The 19,908-nt window shown below is 63.5% G+C and carries 16 protein-coding genes; 10 read left to right on the top strand and 6 right to left on the bottom strand.

What is annotated here, in order from left to right; all coding sequences use genetic code 11:
- Positions 1 to 139 precede the first annotated feature (139 nt).
- Positions 140 to 2,071: a methyl-accepting chemotaxis protein gene (locus G7020_RS12925; protein WP_181085006.1), complete on the bottom strand. Its 1,932-nt coding sequence runs from the start codon at positions 2,069 to 2,071 to the stop codon at positions 140 to 142.
- Positions 2,072 to 2,440: 369 nt separating this feature from the next.
- Here G7020_RS12925 and G7020_RS12920 point away from each other — a divergent pair, with 369 nt between their 5' ends.
- Entirely contained in the window at positions 2,441 to 2,890 is a 450-nt protein-coding gene (locus G7020_RS12920; protein WP_181085004.1) for a DMT family transporter, read from the top strand.
- Between the two features lie 14 nt (positions 2,891 to 2,904).
- On the opposite strand, the gene G7020_RS12915 is transcribed toward G7020_RS12920, so the two are convergent.
- Positions 2,905 to 3,723, bottom strand: a complete 819-nt coding sequence (locus G7020_RS12915) for a substrate-binding periplasmic protein (RefSeq protein ID WP_181085002.1) — start codon at positions 3,721 to 3,723, stop codon at positions 2,905 to 2,907.
- Between the two features lie 285 nt (positions 3,724 to 4,008).
- Between G7020_RS12915 and G7020_RS12910 the strand changes: the two genes are divergently transcribed.
- The gene (locus tag G7020_RS12910; protein WP_181085000.1) at positions 4,009 to 4,620 is read left to right on the top strand and encodes a TetR/AcrR family transcriptional regulator; all 612 of its coding nucleotides are present in this window, start codon (positions 4,009 to 4,011) and stop codon (positions 4,618 to 4,620) included.
- A gap of 125 nt (positions 4,621 to 4,745) precedes the next feature.
- On the opposite strand, the gene G7020_RS12905 is transcribed toward G7020_RS12910, so the two are convergent.
- Entirely contained in the window at positions 4,746 to 5,198 is a 453-nt protein-coding gene (locus tag G7020_RS12905) for a PA2169 family four-helix-bundle protein (protein ID WP_181084998.1), read from the bottom strand.
- Between the two features lie 276 nt (positions 5,199 to 5,474).
- Here G7020_RS12905 and G7020_RS12900 point away from each other — a divergent pair, with 276 nt between their 5' ends.
- The 3 genes from G7020_RS12900 to G7020_RS12890 are packed head-to-tail and all read left to right on the top strand — an operon-like array spanning position 5,475 to position 9,621.
- Positions 5,475 to 7,052 (top strand): MFS transporter, encoded by a 1,578-nt coding sequence (locus tag G7020_RS12900; protein ID WP_181084996.1) that lies wholly within the window; start codon positions 5,475 to 5,477, stop codon positions 7,050 to 7,052.
- Positions 7,049 to 8,233 carry an HlyD family secretion protein gene (locus tag G7020_RS12895; RefSeq protein ID WP_181084994.1) on the top strand — a complete coding sequence of 395 codons (1,185 nt, stop codon included), beginning with the start codon at positions 7,049 to 7,051 and terminating at the stop codon, positions 8,231 to 8,233. The genes G7020_RS12900 and G7020_RS12895 overlap by 4 nt, the downstream gene beginning before the upstream one ends.
- Positions 8,230 to 9,621, top strand: coding sequence for an efflux transporter outer membrane subunit (locus G7020_RS12890; protein ID WP_181084992.1), 1,392 nt, complete (start codon positions 8,230 to 8,232; stop codon positions 9,619 to 9,621). The genes G7020_RS12895 and G7020_RS12890 overlap by 4 nt, the downstream gene beginning before the upstream one ends.
- A 62-nt stretch (positions 9,622 to 9,683) precedes the next feature.
- Here the strand turns inward: G7020_RS12890 and G7020_RS12885 are convergent, their stop codons facing one another.
- From G7020_RS12885 to G7020_RS12875, 3 genes are all read right to left on the bottom strand, one after another.
- Positions 9,684 to 10,919 (bottom strand): sensor domain-containing phosphodiesterase, encoded by a 1,236-nt coding sequence (locus G7020_RS12885; protein WP_181084990.1) that lies wholly within the window; start codon positions 10,917 to 10,919, stop codon positions 9,684 to 9,686.
- Between the two features lie 92 nt (positions 10,920 to 11,011).
- Positions 11,012 to 11,845: an exodeoxyribonuclease III gene (locus G7020_RS12880; protein WP_181084988.1), complete on the bottom strand. Its 834-nt coding sequence runs from the start codon at positions 11,843 to 11,845 to the stop codon at positions 11,012 to 11,014.
- A 103-nt stretch (positions 11,846 to 11,948) separates the two neighbouring features.
- A complete protein-coding gene (locus tag G7020_RS12875; RefSeq protein ID WP_181084986.1) occupies positions 11,949 to 12,857 on the bottom strand; it encodes a LysR substrate-binding domain-containing protein in 909 nt (302 codons plus the stop codon).
- Positions 12,858 to 12,973: 116 nt separating this feature from the next.
- On the opposite strand from G7020_RS12875, the gene gcl reads away from it, so the two are divergent.
- From gcl to pyk, 5 genes are all read left to right on the top strand, one after another.
- Positions 12,974 to 14,755: a glyoxylate carboligase gene (gene gcl / locus G7020_RS12870; protein ID WP_181084984.1), complete on the top strand. Its 1,782-nt coding sequence runs from the start codon at positions 12,974 to 12,976 to the stop codon at positions 14,753 to 14,755.
- A gap of 340 nt (positions 14,756 to 15,095) precedes the next feature.
- On the top strand, positions 15,096 to 15,878 hold the full coding sequence (gene hyi / locus G7020_RS12865) for a hydroxypyruvate isomerase (protein WP_181084982.1): 783 nt from the start codon (positions 15,096 to 15,098) through the stop codon (positions 15,876 to 15,878).
- Positions 15,879 to 15,902: 24 nt separating this feature from the next.
- Positions 15,903 to 16,793: a 2-hydroxy-3-oxopropionate reductase gene (locus G7020_RS12860; protein ID WP_181084980.1), complete on the top strand. Its 891-nt coding sequence runs from the start codon at positions 15,903 to 15,905 to the stop codon at positions 16,791 to 16,793.
- Between the two features lie 324 nt (positions 16,794 to 17,117).
- A complete protein-coding gene (locus tag G7020_RS12855; RefSeq protein ID WP_181084978.1) occupies positions 17,118 to 18,389 on the top strand; it encodes a glycerate kinase type-2 family protein in 1,272 nt (423 codons plus the stop codon).
- Between the two features lie 51 nt (positions 18,390 to 18,440).
- Entirely contained in the window at positions 18,441 to 19,856 is a 1,416-nt protein-coding gene (gene pyk / locus G7020_RS12850) for a pyruvate kinase (RefSeq protein WP_181084976.1), read from the top strand.
- Positions 19,857 to 19,908: the final 52 nt, after the last annotated feature.

Raw genomic sequence — 19,908 nt, 5'->3', positions numbered from 1 at the left:
TCACATGCACCGAAGCCCGCCAGGTCTCGGACAATCCCGCCCCTACGGCCACGTACCAGCGCCGCCGCTGCAAGAGTCAGCTCGCTGGCGATCCGGCCACAATAGCGTCACCGATCACCAGCAAGGACCCACAGGCTCGCTAGAGCTTGAAGCTACCCATCTGCCGGGTCAGATCATCGGCCAGGCGGCTGAGCGCGCGGCAATCCTCCAGACAGCTTTGCACCTCGCTTGCCGTCGCCTGAGCCAGATCCGCGATACCCTGAACGTTCTGAGTGATTTCCTCGGTTACGCTGCTCTGCTCCTCGGTCGCCGCCGCCACCTGGGTGTTCATGTCACTGATCGCCTCGACCTGCTCGGTGATGGTGGCCAGCGATTGCCCGGTACGCTGGCTGGCCTGCACGCCAGTGCCCGTCGCCGCCTGGCTGGCGTGCATCGAACTGACGGCGTTATCGGCGCCTTTATTGAGGCCCTGAATCATCTGTTGGATCTCATCGGTCGAGGCCTGGGTCCGGCTGGCCAGGGTGCGCACCTCGTCGGCGACCACAGCGAATCCACGGCCCATTTCACCAGCCCGGGCCGCTTCGATGGCGGCATTGAGCGCCAGCAGGTTGGTCTGCTCGGAAATACCTCGAATCACCGCCAGCACCTTGTCGATGGTCGCGACCTGCCGGGCAAGGTCGGTCACTGCATCCGCTGCCTGGCCGATCTCGCTGGACATACTCTCGATATGTGCAATGGATTCACCCACAACCGTACGCGCCTGCATGGCTTCGCTGCGGGCGCCTTGCGAGGCCTGCGCCGCGTTGCTGGCGTTGCGGGCGATTTCCTGCACGGTCAAACCCATCTCATGCACCGCCGTGGCGACCATGTCGGTCATCTCGTGCTGGCGCCCGGCACGCCCCGCCGTATTGTCGACCACGTGCGACACCTGCCCCACTGCGCTACGCAATTGCTCGCTGGTACGCAGCACATCGCCGATCAGCTCACGCAGGCTGCCGATGAAGCGGTTGAAACCACGTGCAAGGTCGCCCAGTTCATCGGCCCGGCTCTCGTCCAGACGCCGCGTCAGATCGCCGCCACCGCCACCGATCTCCACCAGCGCACTGGTGACCTGACGAATCGGCTTGACCAGCCCGCGTGCCAGCAGCACCACCAGCGCGAGAAAGAACAGCGTGATGCAGGTGCCGATCAGGCTGGTAATCCACATGGTCCGCCGTGCATCACCGAAAATCTGCACTTCCGGCACCTCGCTGACGAGCGTCCAGCCAAGACTTTCCAGCGGCTGCGCCATGGCCAGGAAATGCTCACCGTCGCGCTCGAACTCGACCGTTTGCCGTTCACCGCCCAACAGCCGATCCGCGGCATCACGCCCCATGAGCTGAGCGAGATCGGCGCTGTCATTGTAATCGCTTCTGGAATGGACCTTGACCCGACCATCGCCACCGACGAGGTAGACCTCGCCGCGCTCACCGAAACGAAAGCCGCTGATCAGCTTGGACATGCGATCGAGGCTGTAGCCCAACCCAACGACCCCCAGCACCTTGCCGTCGACCTTGATACGCTGATTGATGAACAGCGTCAGCTGCCGCGTGGCCTTGTCGATGTCGATATCGACACGACGATCTGCACTGCCCTCGATCAGACTATAGAACCAGCGTTCGGCCGGATTGCTACGATCCAGGGTCCGGGTCAGCCCGGCTTCCGAGTAGTAGTGACCGCTCCCGAGCACAGCGATGGAGGTCGTCAGCGCGCCCTGTTGCGTTTTTACACCCTCCAGGTAACGGGTCATCGCCGCCGCCTGTGCGGCGCTCTCACCATGCTGCAACCAGTCGTGAACCAGCGTATTGGTGGCGATACCGGAGGTAGCCGTGACCGGCTCCGTCAGGGTGCGCTCGATATCGTTGCGGATCGCGGTGATATTGGCTGGTAGCGCTTCACCGATGAGATAGCGCTCAGCCAGGCGATTGACCGCCGAGGAATACACCACAATGACGATCAGCATGCTGGTCAACAGGGCCGCGCCCATGCTGACGATCAGTTGCCACTGGATACTGCGTTGCATGAAGCGCATGGCGTAGTCCTCGTTCTGGTTTTTATTAGCATCCATTAGATTGTATACAACATTAACGTCGCTTGATTGTTATCGGCACTGACAGCCAGATCCTTAATGTCAGTCATCCGAACGAAACGAATAATGCAACGACTCCATGCGCGGTCCCGGATCGCCGGTTCATCCGCTCTGAAAGCCTATCTCGCTGAAGCGGTAGCTTTGCAGGAAGGTAGCCGCCGGCATTGAGATAGTCATTGCTCCGGGCAATTATCGTCAGTATCTTGTGTACAACTTTATCGATTCAGCGGTCGCAGTTCCGACGTTTCCACCTCAGGTTGCACCACTGCCGCCCCCTCTTTCACTTCCAAAGCACTCTCTCGGAGGAATTCCATGCCCACGGTTGCCTGGTGGTTGCTCGCCTTGCCCTTGATTGCCGGGGCGATGCTGCCGCTGCAAGCCGGGATGAACGGCGAAGTTGCGCGCCAGCTGTCCAGCGTGATGAATGCCGCGCTGGTGTCCTTTGCGGTCGGCACGCTGGCGCTGCTCGTCATCGTGCTGGCCCAGCGTGATCTGCCGACCCTGCAAGGCCTGCGCGGGATTACCTGGTGGCACTGGAGCAGCGGCTTGCTCGGCGTCTTCCTCATCGCCACGGCAGCCTTCGCCGCACCGCGGGTGGGCGCCTCGCTGTTCATGGCGCTGTTGCTGGCCGGGCAGTTGCTGATGGCACTGCTGCTCGATCATTACGGCTGGGCCGGCTATCGCCAGGCGTCGATCAGCCTTGGCAAGGTCGGCGGCATATTGCTGATCTTCGCTGGCGTCTGGCTGATTCGGCGCGGCTGAGCGAAGCTCGGCGATCAGCCACCCGCCGCATTCCTGGCCTTCTGCCGCTCCAGGAAGTCGACCTTCCATTGCTCCATGCCGATGTATTCCGAGTCGAGGTTGACCTCCACCTGGTGCCTGGCCTTGAGCTCGGCGACGTCTTCGCGACGTTCGTCGAGAAAGCGGTCGAAGCGCCGGATCAGCTCCGGATGCCGCACGCTGGAGAGATGGTAGGCACCCCGGGTGTGCGGCAGCTTCGGGTCGAAGACCAGCGCACCGGGTTTGGTACGGACGTTGTTCAGATAGTGCATCGCTACCACGACGTTGTAGTAGGCCCCATCGGTGTCCTTGAGCATCGCCTGGCGGATCATCCGCGGCAGGTCGCTGCTGCCGACGAGCAGCACCTGATCGGTATCGATCCGTGCCTCGTAACCCTTGGGCGTCCAGCCATCGACCACCGCCAGCCGTTTCAGCTGTTCGACACCCAGACCCACGCGCCGCGGCGCGACCATGACGCCGTCGACATAGGCCACCGCCGCCTGGCTGTAATGCACGCCATGGCCGCTCTTGTTGGAGATGGACCAGGAGGGGTTGTCCGGGTACTTGAAGTCGACACTCCCGTCGAGCAGCGCCGGCAGTAGTTCGTCGACCTGCAATGGCTGATAGATCAGCCGCACGCCGCTTTCTTCGGCGAAGGCATCGAGCAGTTCACGCGCGAAGCCCTGATACTGGCCCTGGGCGTCCAGGCTGTAGTGCGGCATGAATCGAGCGTCTTCGACGCCGACGACATAGGTCGATTCGGCGACCGCATGAGCAGCGAACATGAGCGCTGCAGCGGCGAGCATGTGCTTCATGGTGACTCCTTGTTGACTCATTGTTCTTGTTGTGAGGCCCGCACGACGAGACAAAGCACGATTGCCTCCGCCATGGCCTGATCGGCTGCAGTCGCCACTGACCGGGCGCGCCGACAGACAGGGCCGCAAAAAACAGTATCAGAACGCCACATAAAGTGTATACAAACAAGCACGCAATCTATCGATCGGGCAGCTTTCATAGCTTGGCTTGAGAGAAGTCGGAGGCCGGTGCTAGCATTCTGCGCCAGGCCAGCCGGCCTCCTCGTAGCGAATCGAATAGGCCCAATGTCCAGCATCCGTGAGCGCAACAAAGAGCTGATCCTGCGCGCCGCCAGCGAAGAGTTCGCCGAAAAGGGCTTCGCCGCCTGCAAGACCAGCGATATCGCCGACCGCGCAGGCTTGCCCAAGCCCAACGTCTATTACTATTTCAAGAGCAAGGAAAACCTCTATCGCGAAGTGCTGGAAAGCATCGTCGAGCCCTTGCTCGAAGCCTCTGCACCGTTCAATCAGCCCGGCCATCCCGCTGAAGTACTGCGCGCCTACATCCGCACCAAGATCCGCATCTCGCGCGAGCATGCCGGCGCCTCGAAAGTCTTCGCCAGCGAGATCATGCACGGCGCGCCGCACCTGTCCGCCGAGCGCACCGAGCAGCTCAACGCCCAGGCCGCGCATAACATCGCCTGTATCCAGAGCTGGATCGATCAGGGCTTGATGGCCAAGGTAGACCCCAACCACCTGCTGTTCAGCATCTGGGCGGCGACCCAGACCTACGCCGACTTCGACTGGCAGATATCGGTCGTGACGGGCAAAGCCAAGCTGGAGGATGCCGACTACGAGGCCGCCGCCGAGACCATCATCCGCATGGTGATCAAGGGCTGTGAAGTGCAGGAGCCGTAGGGCCTGGTGCAAACCCGGTCGAATGAATTCGGCTACAGTCCTGTGGATGTAAAAAGCGACACCCTTCGAGGCTCCAAAAAAAACGCCAGCATCACGCTGGCGTTTTTCTTTAAACCAGGCGCCGGTCAGCTGCGGGCGCGCTCCGCGTCACGCAGCGCCTTGACCTGATCATGGTTGCGCTGAACGCCCTGGAACTGACGCTGGACGACGACGCGAATCTCGGCTGGCAGATCCTTGTCGAGCGCCTTGCGGTAGCTCTTCATCGCCACGTCTTCGCCGCGTTCGCATTCGTTGAGAATGGCCTCGTCATCCTTGCCGGTCACCATGGATTTCAAATCGACCCAGCGCCGGTGCAGGTCGCCGGCCACGCTCCCGCTGGTTTCCGGATCGCCACCCAGGGAGCGAACCAGCTGCTGCAGCTCGGCCGCCGCCGTGGCGCAATCCTGGGCACGCTGCATCATGGTGGTCTTGAGATCGGCGCGCTTGAGATCTTCGGCGCATTCGCGAAAACCTTTTTCGCCGTCCTTGCTGGTTTCGATGAGATCGTTGAGTACGGAAATGGTGTCTTGGGTATCCATTGAACAGTCCTCTTAGAGCTTGCCAAGAACGGCCGGAAGCAGCACGGCCAACCTGTTAAATCGACTGCCCCGCTTCGGCAAAGGTTCAGCCGGTCCGACCGATGATTTGCCCGCCGACGCAACTTCGACCAACCGTTTCGCGCTCGCGACTGTCCCAACAATGTCTGCCGACTCGGCAGCAGCGCCCATAGCGCCGGGTCATCGCCGTCGAGCCTGCGAAACATGCCGGAATACCTTGCCCCCGTTCCACGCTGGGAACCTCACGAACGCCCCTCCATGCCCGGTTCGCCGGCGATATTGCTGCATCCGATGCCGATGCGTATCGCCTACGCCTGTGTCGCGGTGCTCGTCGGGCTGACCGGCGGTCTGGGCAACGCGCTGTTCATCGCCAACCTGCCGAGCATCCAGGGCGACCTGGGCCTGACGCCATCGCAAGCCGCCTGGCTGCCGGCGGCCTACTTCATGGTCAACGTCTCCGCCAACCTGCTGATGATCAAGTTCCGCCAGCAGTACGGCCTGCGTCGCTTCGCCGAGATCGGCCTGACGCTCTATGCAACGCTGAGCATCGCTCATGTCTTCGTCGAAGGGTTGGAGATGGCGATCTTCGTGCGTGCCGCCAGCGGTCTGGCAGCGGCTACAACCTCCTCCCTGGGCCTGTTTTACATGCTGCAGGCGTTCCGCAAAGCGGACCTGCCCAAGGGGGTGATTCTCGGTTTCGGAATTTCCCAGCTGGGCACGCCGCTGGCCTGGCTGATGTCGCCGGCATTATTGGATATGGGCGAATGGCACCGCCTCTACGTGTTCGAGAGCGGCCTGGCGCTGTGTTCGCTGGCCGCAGTGGTAGTACTCAAGCTGCCCCTGGGCGAACGCATCAAGGTCTTCGAGCCTCTGGACTTCCTCACCTTCGCCCTGCTCGCCCCGGCTCTGGCGCTGATTGCCGCGGTGCTGGCCCAGGGACGCATACTCTGGTGGACCGAACAACCCTGGCTCGGCTACGCGCTGATAGCCGCTCTGCTGCTGCTCTGCATGGCGTTCATGATCGAACATCACCGACGCAACCCGTTGCTGCACACGCGCTGGCTGGGCACGGCGGAAATGCTGCGCTTCGCTTTCGGCGCACTTGCCCTACGCCTGCTGCTGTCGGAGCAGACCTACGGCGCGGTCGGGCTGCTGCAGGCGCTGGGCATGGGTACCGAACAGTTACAGCCGTTGTACGCAGTGATCCTGCTCGGGCTGAGCATGGGTATTGCCGGCAGCGCCATGACGTTCAGCCCGAGCACAGCCCTGCCACAAATCCTGCTGTCGATCATGCTGATCGCAATCGCCAGCTTTCTCGACATCGACGCCACCAACCTGACCCGCCCGCACGACATGTTTCTCAGCCAGGGCCTGCTGGCCTTCGCCAGCGGCATGTTTCTCGGCCCGCTGCTGATCACCGGCATCGGCAAGGCGCTGCGCAACGGGCCGAATTACCTGGTCAGCTTCATCGTGCTGTTCACCATGACCCAAAGCCTCGGCGGGCTGGCGGCGCCGGCCTTGTTCGGTACCTATCAGGTGGTGCGTGAGAAATACCATTCCAGTCACCTGACCGAGCAGGTGGTGCCGGGCGATCCGCGTATTGCGCAGCGGCTGCAACTGCAGAGTCAGGCGCTCATCCCGCGTCAGAGCGACCCGCAGTTGCGCCAGGCGCAGAGCGCGGCGCAGCTGAGCCAGACCGCCACCCGCGAAGCCAACGTGCTGGCCTTCGACGATGTATTCCGGCTGATCAGCATGCTTTCCATCGGCGTGTTCGGCTGGACGCTCTATCACACCCTGCGCCTTGCGCGGCAAAAGAGGAACGCACCGTCTCCATGAGCGAAACCAGGCAACCCGCAGACGACGAAACCTTGCAAACGGCTCAGCCGCCACAGCCCTCTGCCGCTGCGACGGACGCAGGCCCGGCACCGGACGATCCGCCGAAGACGATCAAGCCGAGCCGCCGCTCGGTCATTCTGATGATGCTGGTCGCGCTGGCCGGCGTCCTGGCGATCCTTTACGCCTGGCAGCTTTGGCCGTTCAGCGACCGGGTGGCAGTCACCGAAAACGCCTACGTGCGCGGACAGATCACCGTGCTGGCGCCGCAGGTCAACGGCTACGTCACCGAGGTGCTGGTGCAGGATTTCGAGCAAGTCGCGCGCGGCCAACCGCTGGTGCGCATCGACGACCGACAGTATCGCCAGCTGGTCGAGCAGCGCCGTGCCGAGCTGGCCGCGCAGCGTTTCGGGCTGGAAAATCTCGAACAGACCCTGGCCTCCAACCGCGCCACGCTGGAGTCACGCCGCGCCGAGTTGTCCGCCGCCGAAGCCGAACGGCAGCGCGCGCTGGCCGACGAAAAGCGCGTCAACGAGCTGGCCGAACGCGGCTCGGTCTCGATTCGCGAGCGTGACCAGACCCGCGCCAGTGCCCGCGCAGCGACGGCGAACGTGAAACAGGCCCGCGCCGCCATCGCGATTGCCGAGCAGACCCTCAAGGCCAGCGATGTGTCGCGTGGCGGCTTGCAGGCGCAGGTGGAAATCGCCGAGGCAACATTGAAACGGGCCTGGATCGATCTGGACAACACGGTCATCGAGGCGCCGCGCGACGGCCAGGTCAGCGAGGTCACGGTACGCCAGGGTCAATACGTTTCGGCCGGCTCGCAGTTGCTCTATCTGGTACCGGAGCAGCTTTGGGTCATCGCCAATTATAAGGAAACGCAGACCTTCGCCATGCGCCCCGGCCAGCCGGTGACCATCGAAATCGACGCGCTGGACGGCGCCCGCCTGACCGGACGTGTCCAGCGCCTGGCGCCAGCCACCGGCTCGGAGTTCAGCGTGCTGCGCCCGGACAACGCCACCGGCAACTTCACCAAGGTGGTGCAACGGATACCGGTGCGCATTTCCATCGATCCGGACCAGCCACTGAGCCAGCGTCTGCGACCTGGGCTATCGGTGGTCACCCATGTGGATACCAGCAGCGACGCCGAGGCCACTGAAACCGCGGCGGGCAAAGGGCAATGAATCGTCAGGTTCGCGTTCCGGAATTGCTTTCGAGCCTGCTGCTGCTCACGTTGGCGGGCTGCATGCCAGCACGACAGCCGATACCGCCAGATGCCGCGTTCACCCCGCCCATGCAATGGCGCGACGAGGCGGCGCGGACGAGCGAAATCTCCGTCACCTGGTGGCAGGCGTTTGGCGATCCGCAGTTGACGACATTGATCGAAGCCGCGCTGGCGCATAACACCGACGTGCTGATCGCTGCTTCGCGTGTCGAACAGGTACGCGAACAGATCCGCCTGTCCCACGCCTCGCTGCTGCCGAATCTCGACGCGGTGCTGGGGGTGCAACGCGCGCGCGAACTCAGCGTGCTCGGCATCGCCCACACCACGGCGGTGCAGCCCTCGCTGCAAGTATCTTACGAGCTGGATATCTGGGGTCGGCTAAGGCGTCTGCGCGAAGCCGCACAATTGCAGTACCGGGCCAGCGAGGCCGAACGCGACGCGGTGCGCCTGGCCGTGACCGGCACCACGGCACGAGCCTATGTCTCGCTGCTGTCGCTGGACCAGCAGCTGTACGTGACTCAGGAAACCGTCGAGTCGCGACAGCAGGCGCTGCGGGTCGCCGAAGACCGCGCCAGCCTTGGCTACACCTCGCAACTGGAGCTGACCCAGGCGCAGTCCGAGTACGAAGCCGCGGCGCAGTTGCTGCCCCAACTGCGGCAGGCGATTCGCGAACAGGAACATGCCTTGCGCCTGCTCACCGGGGCGCTGCCTGGCGCGGTACGGCGCGGCGCCGGACTGCTCGCCATCGAACCGCCTGCGGTGCCCGGCGCTCTGCCTTCGCAGCTGCTGCGGCGAAGGCCGGATATTCATCAGGCCGAACTGCTACTGGCGGCCAGCGACCTCAACCTGCAAGCCCAGCGCGACCGGTTTCTGCCTCAGGTGCAGGTCTCGGCCAGCCTTGGCCAGCTGTTCGTCAATTCCCTGGATTACGACCCGGTTCGTGTCTGGGATATCGGTGCCAGCGTGCTGGCACCGATCTTCGACGCCGGACGCCTGGAAGCGGGCCTTAACATCGCCGTCGCGCAACGCAATCAGGCGGCCTTCGCCTATCGCGCGACTGCACTGGAAGCGTTCGCCGAGGTGGAGAACAGCCTGTCTGCGATAAGCAATCTGCGGCAGCAGATCGAACGCGCCGAGGCTCGCCGCGCTGTGCTCGAACGGTCACGGACCTTCGCTGAGGATCGTTATCGTGCGGGCTATTCGTCGTACCTGGAAACCCTCGACGCCCAGCGCAACCTGTTCAATACCGAGCTGACCGCCGTACAGCTACGCGAAAGCCAGCTCAATGCACTGATCAACCTCTATCAGGTGCTCGGCGGTGGCTGGCAGGCCGGTGCCGAGCGCTGACGGCTCAGCCCGGCTGATGCGACGATAGGCTCACCGGCAAAGTGATCAGACATTTCAGCGGTTCAGTCAGCCGCCTCTTCCAGCGGTTGCGGCATTCCAAGCAGAAAGCCCTGCGCCTTGGTCACCTGCAGGCTGCGCAGGGTCGCCAGTTCCGCATCCGTTTCGACACCTTCGGCAATGATCTTGCTACCGGTCTGCTCGGCGAAGCGGATCAGCGCCGCAGCCAGTGCGCAGGTATCGTTGTCGCTATCGACGTTGCTGATCAGGCTCCGGTCGAGCTTGATGACATCAGGCTTTAGCTTGAGGATGTGGCGAAAGCTGGCATAGCCGGCACCCGCATCGTCGACCGCCAGCCGCAACCCCTCTTGACGTAGCGGTTCGAGAATCGCGGCGATCAACGCGTAGTCGACAATGGAGGTGTGCTCCGTGACTTCCAGCATCAGACGCTGCAGTGGCTGCCTGGAGAGCAGCTTTACCACCGTGCCATCCAAAAGTGCGTCCGGACAGACGTTGAGGGACAGGTACATATCATCGGGAATCAACGGCAGCGCTTCGAGGGCCGTTTCCAGCAGCATGATTTCCAGTTGCGGGCGTAGCCCGACCTCGCCTGCTTCCTCGATCCAGAGGTCCGGTGAGCGATAGGGCTCGGGACGAAACCGGGCCAGCGCTTCGTAACCGATGATGGTGTTGTGTACCAGGTGGAATATCGGTTGGTAGACCATCCAGCAATCACGCTTGGCTATTACAGCCTTGATGCGATCAATCCTTTCATTGCGCTGCTGTTCGCTGAGCGCGTGGCGCTCGAGCACTCTCCCGGCGAAACGGGCAAACAGGCGCAAGGTTTCCAGGTCGGCCTCGCTCAGAGTGTCGTCGGGGTGCGTACTGAAACAGCAGAAGGTCCCGTAGAGCGAACCGTCGCTGAAGCGAATCGGTACGCTCATGTAGGCGCCGACCGGCAACGCCCGGGTCGCCGGCAATGCCAGCGCCTCCTTAAATTCGGCGGTATTGCGGATCAGCTCCGGCAAGCGACCATCGACGATTCGCTGGCAGTAGCTTTCCTCCAGCAGACTGCCCTCGCCGAGGGCCAGCGCCATCGAATGATATTGCCCTTCGATATGGCGAAACACGCGCCTGCCGTCCCGAAATTCGCCGATGAAGGCCACCTCCATTCGCAGATGGCGGCGAACCGAGTCCAGCGCCTCGGCAAGCATTTCGCCGATGGATAGATTGGCACGCTCAAACTCGTCGACCATCAACGGCAGCTCGCTGTCGGCAAGCACATCGGAATAGCGGTTCATGATGAGCACCCCTCGCCATCTTCCATCGGAAATCAAGGCGTTCTGCAGCTTGGGAAGCACAGCCCTATCCTGAGCCTAGCGCCCCTTTTGCCTTAGCTTGCTTTTGACGACGACCGGCGCTTGGCCGGCTGTTTTCGGGGCTCGTCGGCAGCCAGTTCGATCCAGGTCGGCGCATGGTCGCTGGCGTGTTCCTGATCGCGAACCCAGCGATCCACGCCCGCCTCTTTCAGGCGGGGCGCCAGGTCCTTGCTGAGCAGCAGGTGATCGATGCGCAGGCCGGAATTCTTCTGCCAGTGCTGACGGAAATAGTCCCAGAAGGTATAGATGCGCTCGTCCGGGTATCTGGCGCGCAGGGCATCGGTCCAGCCCTGGGCAAGCAGGCGCTGGTAGCACTCGCGGCTTTCCGGCTGCAACAGCGCATCCCTGGTCCAGGAACGCGGGTTGTAGATGTCCTCGTCGGTGGGCACCACATTGTAGTCACCGGCCAGCACCACCGGATGGCCGCTGGCGAGCAGCCCTTCGGCATGTTCGATCAGTCGCTCGAACCAGGCCAGCTTGTAGTCGAATTTCGGCCCCGGCTGCGGGTTGCCGTTGGGCAGGTAGAGGCTGGCGACGATGACGCCATGGGCCGCCGCTTCCAGGTAACGGCTGTGGCTGTCGTCGGGATCGCCCGGCAGGCCGCGACGGATCTCCAGCGGATCGTCGCCCCGCGACAGGATCGCCACGCCATTCCAGGATTTCTGCCCATGCCAGATCGCGCCGTAGCCGGCGGCACGGATGTCGTCGATGGGAAAGTCCGCGTCCTGCGCCTTCAACTCCTGCAGGCAGACCACATCAGGTTGCTCACGCTGCAGCCATTCGAGCAGGTTGGTCCGCCGCGCGCGGATGCCGTTGATGTTGAAGGTGGCGATTTTCAGACGATCCACGATGCACCTCATGGCGAAGGCTGCGTTTTTTCGGTAGCCACCGCGCGTGGATGTGCTACGCGACATCCACCCTACGACCAGCAACCACGCGACGTGGTTCGGCTCAGCGGGTTTCCCAGTAACCGGGCGCGTTGTAGATCGCCTTCAGGTAATCGATGAAGAAGCGCACCTTGGCCGGCAGGTAGCGTTGCTGCGGGTAGACGGCCTGGATGTCGTAGGCCGGCAGTGCATACTCGTCGAGCACGGTCACCAGTTCGCCGCGCTTGAGTTCGGCCTGGATTTCCCAGGTCGAGCGCCAGCCGATGCCCAGGCCCTGCTTGACCCAGTCGAACAGCAGCTCGCCGTCGTTGCAGTCGAGGTTGCCGTCCACCCGCACCGCCACCTGCTTGCCGTCGCGCAGGAAGGTCCAGCCACGCTGTTGCCCGCCCTGCAGGTTGAAGGCCAGGCAGTTGTGCCGCGCCAGGTCCTCCAGCTCGCGCGGTACGCCCTGGCGCTCGAAGTAGTCCGGCGCACCGCAGACCACCCGGCGATTGGGAAACAGCTTGACCGCCACATAGTTGGGGTCGGTGACCTCGCCGATGCGGATGCCCATGTCGTAGCCGTGGCGCACCAGATCGACCACGCTGTCGGTGAAGTTGAACGACAGCTGCAGGTCCGGGAAGCGCGCCTGGAAGGCCGGCGCGTGCGGGCCGATATGCTTGCGACCGAATGCCGCCGGCGCCGAGATCACCAGGTGGCCGCGCACCGAGGTGCGGTCCTTGGCGATGCTGGCATCAGCCTCGTCGAAATCCTTGAGCAAAGCGCGCGCACGTTCCAGGTACTGTTCACCCAGGTCGGTCAGCGCCAGGCCACGGGTGGAGCGGTGCATCAGCTTGACGCCCAGGTGGCGCTCCAGCGCATCGAGACGGCGGCCCATCACCACGGGCGTCACGCCTTCCTTCAATGCGGCGGCGGCAAAACTGCCGGCCTCAGCGACTAAAACGAAGCTATGTACGGCTGTATAACGATCCATTCGATACTCCTGATATCGACAGAACTGAAGTTTCGACCAATTCCCCCTTTCATTCCAGCCCTGCATCCTTGGGCCACGTATAAAAACTATCGAATTAAACGTAGGAGGAATGATCCATGGCCCGAATGAGAGCAATCGATGCCGCCGTCGCGGTATTGCGCAAGGAAGGCATCGATACCGCCTTCGGCATCCCCGGTGCCGCGATCAACCCGTTGTATTCCGCCCTGCGCGCTGACGGCAGCATCCGCCACATCCTGGCGCGTCACGTCGAAGGCGCCTCGCACATGGCCGAGGGTTACACCCGCACCAAGGCCGGCAACATCGGCGTGTGCATCGGCACCTCCGGCCCCGCCGGCACCGACATGATCACCGGCCTCTACTCCGCCTGGGCCGACTCCATCCCGATTCTCTGCATCACCGGCCAGGCACCGCGTGCCCGTCTGTACAAGGAAGATTTCCAGGCCGTGGACATCGAGTCCATCGCCAAGCCGGTCACCAAGTGGGCCGTCACCGTGCGCGAGCCGGCACTGGTGCCGCGCGTGTTCCAGCAGGCCTTCCACGTGATGCGCTCCGGTCGCCCCGGCCCGGTGCTGATCGACCTGCCGTTCGACGTGCAGATGGCCGAAATCGAATTCGACGTCGACACCTACGAGCCGCTCTCGGTCTACAAGCCGGCAGCCAGCCGCAAGCAGATCGAGAAAGCCATCGACATGCTCTGCGCCGCCGAGCGCCCGCTGATCGTCGCCGGTGGCGGCATCTACAACGCCGGCGCCGAAGAGTTGCTGGTGGAGTTCGCCGAAACCGTCGGCGTGCCGGTGATCCCGACCCTGATGGGCTGGGGTTCGATCCCCGATGACCATCCGCTGATGGCCGGCATGTGCGGTCTGCAGACCAGCCATCGCTACGGCAACGCCAACCTGCTGGCCTCGGATTTCGTGCTCGGTATCGGCAACCGCTGGGCCAACCGCCACACCGGTTCGGTCGAGGTTTACACCAAGGACCGCAAGTTCGTACACGTGGATATCGAGCCGACCCAGATCGGTCGGGTGTTCTCGCCGGACTTCGGCATCACTTCCGATGCGGGCGCCGCGCTGAAGCTGTTCGTCGAAGTCGCCAAGGAGCGCAAGGCCGCGGGCAAGCTGCCGGATCGCAATGCCTGGGCCGCCGACTGCCAGGAGCGCAAGCGCACGATGCTGCGCAAGACGCACTTCGACAGCGTGCCGATGAAGCCGCAGCGCGTGTACCAGTGCATGAACAATGCGTTCGGTCGCGATGCCTGCTACGTCAGCACCATCGGCCTGTCGCAGATCGCCGCCGCGCAGTTCCTGCACGTCTACAAGCCGCGCCACTGGATCAACTGCGGCCAGGCCGGCCCGCTCGGCTGGACCATTCCGGCGGCGCTGGGTGTGGTCGCGGCGGACCCGTCGCGCAAGGTCGTGGCGCTGTCGGGCGACTATGACTTCCAGTTCATGATCGAGGAGCTGGCCGTGGGTGCGCAGTTCAAACTGCCCTACATCCACATCCTGGTGAACAACGCCTACCTGGGCCTGATTCGCCAGGCGCAGCGCGGCTTCGAGATGGATTACTGCGTGCAGCTGGGCTTCGAGAACATCAATGCCGACCAGAGCGGCATGGAAGGCTACGGCGTCGACCACGTCGCGGTGGTCGAGGGGCTGGGCTGCAAGGCGATCCGCGTGTTCAAGCAGGAAGAACTGCAACCGGCGATCGAACAGGCCCAGGCCTGGATGGCCGAGCATCAGGTGCCGGTGGTGATCGAAGTGATCCTGGAGCGCGTGACCAACATCGCCATGGGCACCGAGATCGACGCCATCAACGAGTTCGAGGCGCTGGCCGAAGGCCGCGAAGATGCACCGACCGCGATCGCGCTGCTGGATTGAGGCAACCGTAACCAAACGCGTGGACGACGCTTCGCGGTCGTCCACCCTACGAAGTGAAAGTAGGGTGGACATCGCGAAGCATATCCACCGCAACGCAACACCGCAGCACCCCGTAGGGTGGATGTCGCACAGCACATCCACCACAACACCGACGGGCGGGATTGGAAGCGTTACGAGCGCAGGCTAGGCAAGGCGGAAGCGAACGAAAAAGCGGAGTTTACTTATGTAAATGAGCATTTTGACTGGGCTCGCACCCGAGTTCGGTTCCAACGCAGCATAGCCAAGCGCAGTAGCTTCAAACCTGTCCGAAATGATCCCTACAGATCACAAGGAGATACCCATGCCACGTTTTGCCGCCAACCTGTCCATGCTTTTCACCGAGCAGGACTTCATGGACCGTTTCGCCGCTGCCGCCAAGGCCGGTTTCAGCGGTGTCGAGTACCTGTTCCCCTACGACTACCCCGCCGAGGAGATCAAGGCCCAGCTGGACGCCAACAGCCTGACCCAGGTGCTGTTCAACCTGCCAGCCGGTGATTGGGCGGGCGGTGATCGTGGCATCGCCTGCGATCCGGAGCGGGTCGAGGAATTCCGCGCCGGCGTCGACAAGGCCATCGCCTATGCCAAGGTACTGGGCAATACCCAGGTCAACTGCCTGGCCGGCATCGCCCCCAAGGGTGCGGATATCGGCAAGCTGGAGATGACCCTCATCGAGAACCTGCGCTACGCGGCGAAGAAGCTCGAAGAAGCTGGCATCCGCCTGGTCATGGAAATGATCAACACCCGCGACATCCCGCGCTTCTTCCTCAACAACACCTCGCAGGCGCTGGAGATTCGCGACAAGGTCGGCAGCAGCAACCTGTTCCTGCAATACGACATCTATCACATGCAGATCATGGAAGGTGACCTGGCCCGCACCATGGAAAACAACCTGGCGGTGATCAACCACGTGCAGCTGGCCGACAACCCTGGCCGCAACGAGCCGGGCACCGGCGAGATCAACTACCGTTTCCTGTTCGAGCACCTGGACCGCATCGGCTATCAGGGCTGGATCGGCTGCGAGTACAAGCCGGCCACCACCACCGAAGCCGGCCTCGGCTGGATGAAAGCACACAACGCGATCTGAACCGAATCAGAAGGAGAAAAAATCATGGCTAAAATCGGATTCATCGGCACCGGCATCATGGGCCTGCCCATGGCTCAGAACCTGCAGAAAGCCGGTCACGACATCTTCCTGTCCGAGCACCACGACAAGGCTCCAGCCGCACTGCTGGAAGGCGGCGCCGTCGCCCTGGCCAACCCCAAGGAAGTGGCTCAAGAAGCCGAATTCATCATCGTCATGGTGCCGGATACGCCACAGGTCGAAGACGTGCTGTTCCGCGAGAACGGCATCGCCGAAGGCGTCGGGGCGAACAAGATCGTGATCGACATGAGCTCGATCTCCCCCACCGCCACCAAGCAGTTCGCCGAGAAGATCAACGCCACCGGCGCACAGTACCTCGACGCTCCGGTCTCCGGCGGTGAAGTCGGCGCCAAGGCCGGCAGCCTGTCGATCATGGTCGGCGGCAGCGAGGAAAGCTTCGCCCGCGCCCTGCCGCTGTTCGAGGCCATGGGCAAGAACATCACCCGCGTCGGCGGCAATGGCGACGGCCAGACCGCCAAGGTGGCCAACCAGATCATCGTCGCGCTGAACATCCAGGCGGTGGCCGAAGCCCTGCTGTTCGCTGCCAGGAACGGCGCCGACCCGGCCAAGGTACGCGAGGCGCTGATGGGCGGCTTCGCTGGCTCGAAGATCCTCGAAGTGCACGGTGAGCGCATGATCAAGGGCACCTTCGATCCGGGCTTCCGCATCAACCTGCACCAGAAGGATCTCAACCTGGCGCTGGCCGGTGCGCGCGAACTGGGCCTGAACCTGCCCAACACCGCCAACGCGCAACAGGTATTCAGCACCTGTGCGTCGATCGGCGGCAGCGGCTGGGACCACTCGGCGCTGATCAAGGGGCTGGAACACATGTCCAACTTCTCGATCCGCAAGAAGTAAAAAAGCTCCGGCCCGCTGAGCAGAATTAGCAAACCCACCTTCAGGACAGACAGAACCCGGGTGGTGGGTTAACGCGAACTTTCGCACAGCGGCGCCACGAGAGTTGAACCACGGATACGCAGGGCCGGAATCATCACGTCCCCCACGACCTGGGCTCTGCATATCCAGTGTTTCAACCGTCGCCCTCGGGCGGCACCCTTTCGATTCGTCCGGCAGAAGGAGTCACGGCCCGATTGCCGGGCGGGTCGATTTCATACCTTAGCGCTTGCATCCACGAGAGCTAAGGTCTGAAATCGGCGCCATTCCTCATACAAGGAGCCACACATGAACCGCGATCCCCAAGCCCTGCTGCGCGAGCTGTTCAGCGCCGCCATCGATGCCGCCCACCCCCGCCAGGTACTGGCCGATCATCTACCCGCCGACCGCACTGGACGGGCCATCGTCATCGGCGCCGGCAAGGCCGCAGCGGCCATGGCCGAGGCCATCGAAGCAGCCTGGGAAGGCGAGATTTCCGGTCTGGTAGTCACCCGCTACGGTCACGGCGCCGACTGCCGCAAGATCGAAGTGGTGGAGGCCGCGCACCCGGTGCCGGATGACGCCGGTGAGCGCGTCGCCCGCCGCGTACTGGAAATGGTCAGCAACCTCGAAGAGAGCGACCGGGTGATCTTTCTGCTGTCTGGAGGTGGCTCATCCTTGCTGGCCCTACCCGCCGAGGGCATCAGCCTCGCGGATAAACAGGCGATCAACAAGGCGCTGCTGCGCTCCGGCGCCCATATCGGCGAGATGAACTGCGTGCGCAAGCACCTTTCGGCGATCAAGGGTGGCCGCCTGGCCAAGGCCTGCTGGCCGGCCAGCGTCTATACCTACGCGATTTCCGACGTACCCGGCGACGAGGCCACGGTGATCGCCTCCGGCCCGACCGTGGCGGACCCCACCACCAGCGCCGAAGCCTTGGAAATCCTCACTCGCTACGACATCGAGATCCCGGCCAACGTACGCCAGTGGCTGGAAGACCCGCGCTCGGAAACCGTGAAGGCGGACGACCCCTGCCTGTCGCGCAGCCATTTCCAGCTGATCGCCAGGCCCCAGCAGTCGCTGGAAGCGGCGGCGGTCAAGGCCCGCGCCGCTGGCGTCCCGGCGCTGATCCTTGGCGACCTGGAAGGCGAGTCGCGGGAAGTGGCCAAGGTCCATGCCGGCATCGCCCGTCAGGTGCTGCTGCATGGCCAGCCGCTCCCGGCGCCCTGCGTGATCCTCTCCGGCGGCGAAACCACGGTGACGGTTCGTGGCGAAGGCCGCGGCGGGCGCAACGCCGAATTCCTGCTGAGCCTGACTGAAAATCTCAAGGGCCTGCCCGGCGTCTATGCCCTGGCCGGCGACACCGATGGCATCGACGGCTCGGAAGACAATGCCGGCGCCCTGATGACGCCGGACAGTTTCGCCCGCGCCGAAGCCCTCGGTCTCAACGCCGCCGGCGAACTGGCCAACAACAACGGCTATGGCTATTTCCAGGCGCTCGACGCGCTGCTGATGACCGGCCCGACACGCACCAACGTCAACGACTTCCGCGCGATTCTGGTGCTGCCACCGTCCGCCTGAAACGGCCCCAGCGCGCGTATCCCATAACGATAACTGCCAACGGAACCTGCCATGACACCCGACAAGAAAGTCAAGATCCTCGCCACCCTCGGACCGGCCACCCGCAGCATCGATGACGTGCGTGCGCTGGTGGAAGCCGGGGTCAACCTGTTCCGCCTCAACTTCAGCCACGGCGAGCATGCCGATCACGCTGAGCGCTTCGGCTGGATTCGTGAAGTCGAGCGCGAACTGAACCAGCCGATCGGCATCCTCATGGACCTGCAGGGCCCGAAGCTGCGCGTCGGACGCTTCGCCGGAGGCAAGGTGCAGCTGGTGCGCGGGCAGACCCTGCGCCTGGATCTGGACCCGACACCGGGCGACAGCACGCGAGTCAACCTGCCGCACCCGGAAATCATCGACGCACTGCAGCCTGGCATGAGCCTGCTGGTGGATGACGGACGTCTGCACCTGACAGTGATCGGCAAGCAGGCCGACGCCATCGAAACGCGCGTGGTGGCTGGCGGCGAGCTGTCCGACCGCAAGGGCGTCAACGTGCCGGAAGCCGTGCTGGAACTGAGCCCGCTGACCGAGAAGGACCGCCGCGACCTGAGCTTCGGCCTGGAACTGGGCGTCGACTGGGTGGCACTGTCCTTCGTGCAGCGCCCGCAGGATATCCACGAAGCACGCGAACTGATCGGCGACCGCGCCTTCCTGATGGCCAAGATCGAGAAGCCGTCCGCCGTGCAGCATCTGCGCGAAATCGCCCGCCTGTGCGATGCGATCATGGTCGCGCGCGGCGATCTGGGCGTCGAGGTACCGGCTGAAAGCGTGCCGCGCATCCAGAAGAACATCGTCCGCACCTGCCGTCAGCTGGGGCGTCCTGTCGTAGTGGCGACGCAGATGCTCGAATCCATGCGCTTCTCCCCTGCGCCGACCCGCGCCGAGGTCACCGATGTGGCCAACGCCGTCGCCGAAGGCGCGGATGCAGTGATGCTTTCGGCGGAAACCGCCTCGGGCGACTATCCGCTGGAGGCCGTGAGCATGATGAGCAAGATCATCCGCCAGGTGGAAAGCGGCCCGGACTTCCAGGCTCAACTCGACGTGAATCGCCCGAGCGCCGAAGCGACGCTGTCCGATGCGATCAGTTGCGCGATCCGCCGGATCAGCGGGATTCTGCCGGTCGCCGTACTGGTCAACTACACCGAATCCGGACGTTCCAGCCTGCGCGCAGCGCGTGAGCGGCCCAGCACGCCGATTCTCAGCCTGACACCGAGCATCACCACGGCGCGCAAGCTGACGGTAGCCTGGGGCGTCTATTCGGTACTCGATGCGCCCATGCGCGACATGGAGCAGGTCTGCACCAATGCGCTGGAACTGGCACGCGCACAGGGAATGGCCGGCACCGGCGACACCGTAATAGTGACTGCCGGCGTGCCGCTGGGTCAGCCGGGGAGCACCAATTCGCTGCGCATCGAGACGCTTGACTGAGGACCACAACAGGAACGCTAGCCGGCACGACCACGGCGGCTGCGACCATCCA

Origin of the sequence: Stutzerimonas stutzeri (assembly GCF_013522825.1) — a bacterium.
GTDB classification, from domain to species: domain Bacteria; phylum Pseudomonadota; class Gammaproteobacteria; order Pseudomonadales; family Pseudomonadaceae; genus Stutzerimonas; species Stutzerimonas stutzeri_AK.
This window is presented reverse-complemented; position numbering and strand designations above follow the sequence as displayed.